Source organism: Aeromonas sp. HMWF016, from assembly GCF_963878195.1.
Classification (GTDB): domain Bacteria; phylum Pseudomonadota; class Gammaproteobacteria; order Enterobacterales; family Aeromonadaceae; genus Aeromonas; species Aeromonas lacus.
This window is the reverse complement of record NZ_CAWNWX010000098.1, coordinates 20,321-24,729: the sequence shown is the minus strand read 5'-3', so window position 1 is coordinate 24,729 and position 4,409 is coordinate 20,321. Positions and strand designations below refer to the sequence as shown.

Annotated in this window: 2 protein-coding genes and 1 pseudogene; all 3 read left to right on the top strand. The window is 60.8% G+C overall.

The window, feature by feature from the left end; all coding sequences use genetic code 11:
* Positions 1-647, top strand: a 647-nt coding sequence (locus AACS24_RS16140; RefSeq protein WP_258222959.1) for an ArgP/LysG family DNA-binding transcriptional regulator, incomplete at its 5' end; no start/stop codon positions are given.
* A 99-nt stretch (positions 648-746) separates the two neighbouring features.
* Positions 747-2,780, top strand: a complete 2,034-nt coding sequence (locus tag AACS24_RS16135) for an exoribonuclease II (RefSeq protein ID WP_108571317.1) — start codon at positions 747-749, stop codon at positions 2,778-2,780.
* Between the two features lie 248 nt (positions 2,781-3,028).
* A pseudogene (locus AACS24_RS16130) lies at positions 3,029-4,409 on the top strand (sensor domain-containing diguanylate cyclase); the annotation flags it as partial.

Genomic DNA, 4,409 nt, shown 5'->3' with positions numbered 1-4,409 from the left:
CCCCCGCCACGCCAACAGCTCCTATCCGTATCAGCATCGCAGTCAATGCCGATAGCCTGGCCACCTGGTTTCTGCCCGCTATCGCCCCCTTGCTGGAGCAGCATCCCATCGAACTCAATCTGTTGGTGGATGACGAGAGCCGCACCCTCGACAAGGTGCGCGAAGGGCAGGCTTTCGGCGCCGTCAGCCTGAGCCCCCAGCCACTGGCCGGTTGCTGCGTCGATGAGCTGGGCGAAATGAACTACCTGCTTACCGCCAGCCCCGCGTTCGTGGCGCGACACTTCCCCCACGGCCTGACTAGGAAGGCGCTGGCCAAGGCTCCGGCAGTGGCCTTCGATCAACGCGACGACATGCATGTCAGCTTCATGGCGCAACACTTCGGGCTGGAGCCCGGCGGTTATCCCTGCCATACGGTTCACTCGTCGGAGGCCTTCGTCGCCATGGCCGAACAAGGTCTGGCCTATTGTCTCATTCCCGAATTGCAGATAAGAGGCCAGCTGGCTGGCGGATCACTACTCAACCTCAGTCCCGACCACGTCCTGACGGAACGCCTCTACTGGCACCGCTGGGTACTGGAAAAGGGGGTACACAAGCAGCTCTCCCAACGTCTCATCGACCATGCCAGATCGCAGTTGAAACCACGCTGAGCAGGCCATTCACCTTGGCTTTGCAGGGCTAAAAACGTATAGTGCTGGGCGATCCTTCATCAGGTCTCCACCCAGGTTTTCACTTCAGGTTCCTCACTTATGTTCCAAGACAATCCGCTGCTGGCCCAGCTCAAGCAACAAATCCGCGAAAACATCCCCAAGAAAGAGGGTGTTATCCGCGCCTCCGATCGGGGCTTCGGCTTTCTGGAGGTCGATGAGAAGACCAGCTATTTCGTGCCGCCTCCCTACATGAAGAAGGTAATGCACGGTGACCGGGTGAGCGCCCTGATCCGTACCGAAAAAGAGAAGGAAGTGGCCGAGCCGGATGCCCTGCTGGAGCAGTCCGTCACCCGTTTCGTGGCCCGGGTCAAGATGTTCCGCGACCGCCTCAACGTGGTCGCCGACCACCCGCTGATCAAGGATGCCATCAAGGCCCGCGTCAAGAAGGGTCTGGATGAGAAAGAGTTCAAGGAAGGGGACTGGGTGGTCGCCACCCTCAAGCGCCACGCGCTGGTTGACGGCAACTTCTCCGCCGAGATCACTCAAAAGATCGCGGCACAGGAAGATCACAACGTGCCTTGGTGGGTAGTGTTGGCGCGCCACAACCTGGCCCAGGTCGAGCCGGCTGATTTACCGGAGTGGAAGGTGATCGAAGAGGAGGAGCTGCCCCGTCGTGACCTGACCAAGGTGCCTTTCTTCACCATCGACGGTGCCAAGACCAAGGACATGGACGATGCGCTGGCCATCACCAAGCTGGATAACGGCTGGGAGCTGCTGGTCGCCATCGCCGACCCGACCGCCTATGTGGCAGAAGGGAGCGAGCTGGACAAGGAAGCCGCCCAGCGCGCCTTCACCGTCTACATGCCGGGCCGCAACGTACCGATGATCCCGCGCACTCTCTCGGACGAGCTCTGCTCCCTGAAGGAGGGCGAGGAGCGCAACACCCTGTGCGCCCGTCTGCTGATCGCCGAAGATGGCCTGCTGCTGGAGGAGACCGAGTTCTTCGCCGCCCGCATCTGCTCCCACGCCCGTCTCAACTATGACGACGTCTCCGACTGGGCGGAGCATGGCAAAGAGCTGGCTATCGACGCTGGCGTACTGGCCCAGCTGCCGCTGATGAAGGCAATGACCGAAGCTCGCATCAAGTGGCGCACCGAACATGCCTTAGTGTTCCCGGATCGTCCCGACTACGACTTCGAGCTGGGCGAAAATGGCGAAGTGCTGGCCATCCACGTCGAGCCGCGCCGCATCGCCAACCGCATGGTGGAAGAGTCGATGATCGCCGCCAACATCTGTGCCGGCCGCGTGCTGGGCAAGAGCGTCGGTTACGGCATCTTCAACGTTCACACCGGCTTTGACGAAGAGTCCCTCGACGGCGCCATCGACCTGCTGAAGAGTGCCGAAGCCCCATTCGAGCGCGACGAGATCGCCAGCCTCTCCGGCTTCTGTGCCCTGCGCCGCTGGATCGACAACCTCGATACCCGCTGGCTGGATGGCAAGATCCGCCGTTTCCAGAGCTATGCGCTGATGTCCTCCGAACCGGGCGCCCACTACGGCCTTGGCCTGGATGCCTACGCCACCTGGACCTCCCCGATCCGTAAATACGGCGACATGGTCAACCATCGTCTGCTCAAAGCGGTCATCGCCGGCAAAACCCCGGGCGAACGCCCGAGTCAGGAGCTCACCGAGCATCTGACCGCCTGCCGCCGTCTGCACCGCATGGTAGAGCGTGACATCGGTGACTGGCTCTATGTCCGTTACCTGAAAGCCGCCGCAGGCACCGATCAGGTATTCAACGCCGAGATCATCGACGTGATGCGTGCCGGTCTCAAGCTGCGTCTGCAGGAGAACGGCGCCGTGGTCTTCATGCCTGCCCGCCATATCCTCGACAACAAGGATCGACTGGAGTGCAACTGGGATAATGGCCGCGTCTATCTGGACAAGACCGAGGTGGTCTACGAGCTGGGTCAGGTCATCGAGGTGAAGCTGACCGAAGCGGTGGAAGAGACCCGCTCCCTCATCGCCAAACCGGCGGTAGATCTGGTACCGGGTCCGGCACCGGTAGCGCCGGTCGCCGAGAGCAGTGCGGATAACGCCGCCGCTCCGGCCGATGAAGCCAGCAAGGCGGAATAAATCCCCCTCTCCAGAGCCCGCCACTGTGCGGGCTCTTCTTTTCATAGCTCATAGCGCTTCAAATCTCCCTGCCAACCAGTCGCTGATTGTTGTTACCCGTAACAGTTAATAGCCCCACGTAAAGCCCGTCATCACGCACCATAAAAGGAGCCAAAATCTGGGCTCTGGATCTCCATTTTGACATTTCAATCAATAAATTAAACAGACTCTATATATACTCGCGGGGTTAGACCCAAAGGGATATTGGCATGCAGGAATGGGATCCGGAACACTTCACCAACTTTGCCCAGTTATGCGAAGTCAGCCTCGCTACCATTCGTGACAAGACAGATGCCGACTACCTCTATCTCTGGCTGAAATCCCCCGAACCGAAGCTCTATCGCTTCCAGCTGGAGCAGGGGCTGACCACGCTCGATCTCGCCCATCTGGATGCGTTGCCCCTGCCCCACACCTTGATCGACAAGGCGATTCATCAGGGTCAGCTGATGATCGAGCCGGTCCACCAGCCTCCGGACGAGCGGGATGAATCGGAGCCTCAGCCTCCCCGCCTGCGTGCCTGCTTCCCCCTCAAACGTCACTTGAAGCTGGAAGGGGTCATCTACCTCGAAACCCACCGCCGGATCGATCGCCTCTCCCGCCATCAGCGTCAGGGGATCCAGCTGCTGATCCACTACCTGACCGCCGAACTGAGCAACCACCTGCTCGCAGATCAGGTTGATCAGGAGCGGGACCAGCGGCTGCATACCCAGACCGATCTGGTGCAGAGTCAGGCGCTGCAGGGCTCTTTCCTCACCATGCTGCAGGCGCTGCACATGGTCAGCGTCACTCTCTCCCGCAGCCGCAGCGAGAACCAGCTCCTGCGTGATGCCGTGCTGCTGGCACGCAAGGAGCTGCAATTTGACCGGGTCGCCATCTTTCTCATTGAGCCAGACGGCAAGACCATGCGCGGTACCTGGGGCACCAGTGAGGAGGGAGAGCTGGTAGACGAGCACAACTTTGTCAGCCCCATCCCGGATCACCCCACGGTGCAGGAGGCGCTCAAGCGCAAGGATTACGTGCTGGTGCTGGAAGATACCCCTCTCTATTACGAAAAACAGCAAGTGGGACAGGGCTGGAATGCCATGGTATCGCTCTGGGATGGTGCCATCCCCATCGGCTGGATTGCCGCCGACAACCTGCTGTGGCACCGCCCGCTCAAAGCCTATCAGAGCGAGATCTTCAAACAGTACGCCGCCATCCTGTCACAACTGCTGATCCGCCAACGTACCCAGGAGCAGCTGGAGCGGCTCAATCGCGAGCTGGAGGAGCGTGTTGCCGAACGCACCATGCAGCTGGCCGAGACCAACCGTGCGCTGGAGGAGGCCAACCGGCGTCTCTCCCTGCTCTCCCTCGAAGATCCCCTCACCGGCATCGCCAACCGGCGCCAGTGGGATATCACCATGCAACGGGAGTGGGAGTGGGCAAGACGTACCCAGAGCCTGCTGGCCGTACTGATGATCGATGTGGACGAGTTCAAGGGCTACAACGATCACTTTGGCCACGCCAAGGGGGATGAGTGCCTCCAGCAGGTGGCCCGGGTGCTACAGGAGGCGGAGCGCCGCCGCACCAATCTGGTGGCCCGCTATGGCG

Bases quoted from the DNA above. Each gene is read 5' to 3' on its own strand.
- AACS24_RS16135 (WP_108571317.1), top strand. From the start codon at position 747: ATGTTCCAAGACAATCCGCTGCTGGCCCAGCTCAAGCAACAAATCCGC.